This is a genomic window from Pedobacter borealis DSM 19626 (assembly GCF_000708285.2).
Classification (GTDB): Bacteria; Bacteroidota; Bacteroidia; order Sphingobacteriales; family Sphingobacteriaceae; genus Pedobacter; species Pedobacter borealis.
On the sequence record NZ_JAUG01000207.1, the window covers coordinates 1 to 561 of the forward strand.

General features: G+C 42.1%; 1 protein-coding gene. It reads left to right on the plus strand.

Annotated features, from left to right (window positions below; all coding sequences use genetic code 11):
• Positions 1–277 precede the first annotated feature (277 nt).
• A partial coding sequence (locus AW17_RS23435; protein ID WP_036670873.1) for a hypothetical protein occupies positions 278–561 on the plus strand: 284 nt, incomplete at its 3' end.

The following is a 561-nucleotide window of genomic DNA, read 5'->3' on the forward strand; positions in this document are numbered from 1 at the left end:
CACAGAAAGGTGATGGCAGTTATTTTACCCTGGGTGCAGGCTTTAGGTACCAGATCTACAGCATTGATCTGTCTTATCTCGCCACGGCAGAAAGAAGCAATCCGCTCGCCAACACGCTGCGGTTTGGCCTTGCCGTAAATTTTCTCCCGCGGAAGGGAAAATAACAGCAACAATAAGCAGATCGTAGCCAGACATTACTGGTGAAAATATAGGGCAGAATAGGAGGAGATGGCTTAAACATACTAAAACCAATATTATTTAATTAAACCCCGACCAAATGAAAAAACGATTACTCTCTTTTCTTGCCATGCTATTGCTCTGTGTTTTGGCAAATGCGCAAAATCCCGTTCCTATTGTTGGGGCCGTTTCGAAAAGAACACCTCAAAGTGGAAATGAAATTACCAAAGCCTTCGATGGTAATCTGACGACCATGTATCACTCTAATTGGACTCTAAATGCCATGCCGGATACGGTTGATTTTTACTTTAATGGTGCCAAAAGTATTAACAAAATTGATTATACGCCTAGGCAGAGCCAAACAAATGGTATTTGGACAACTGT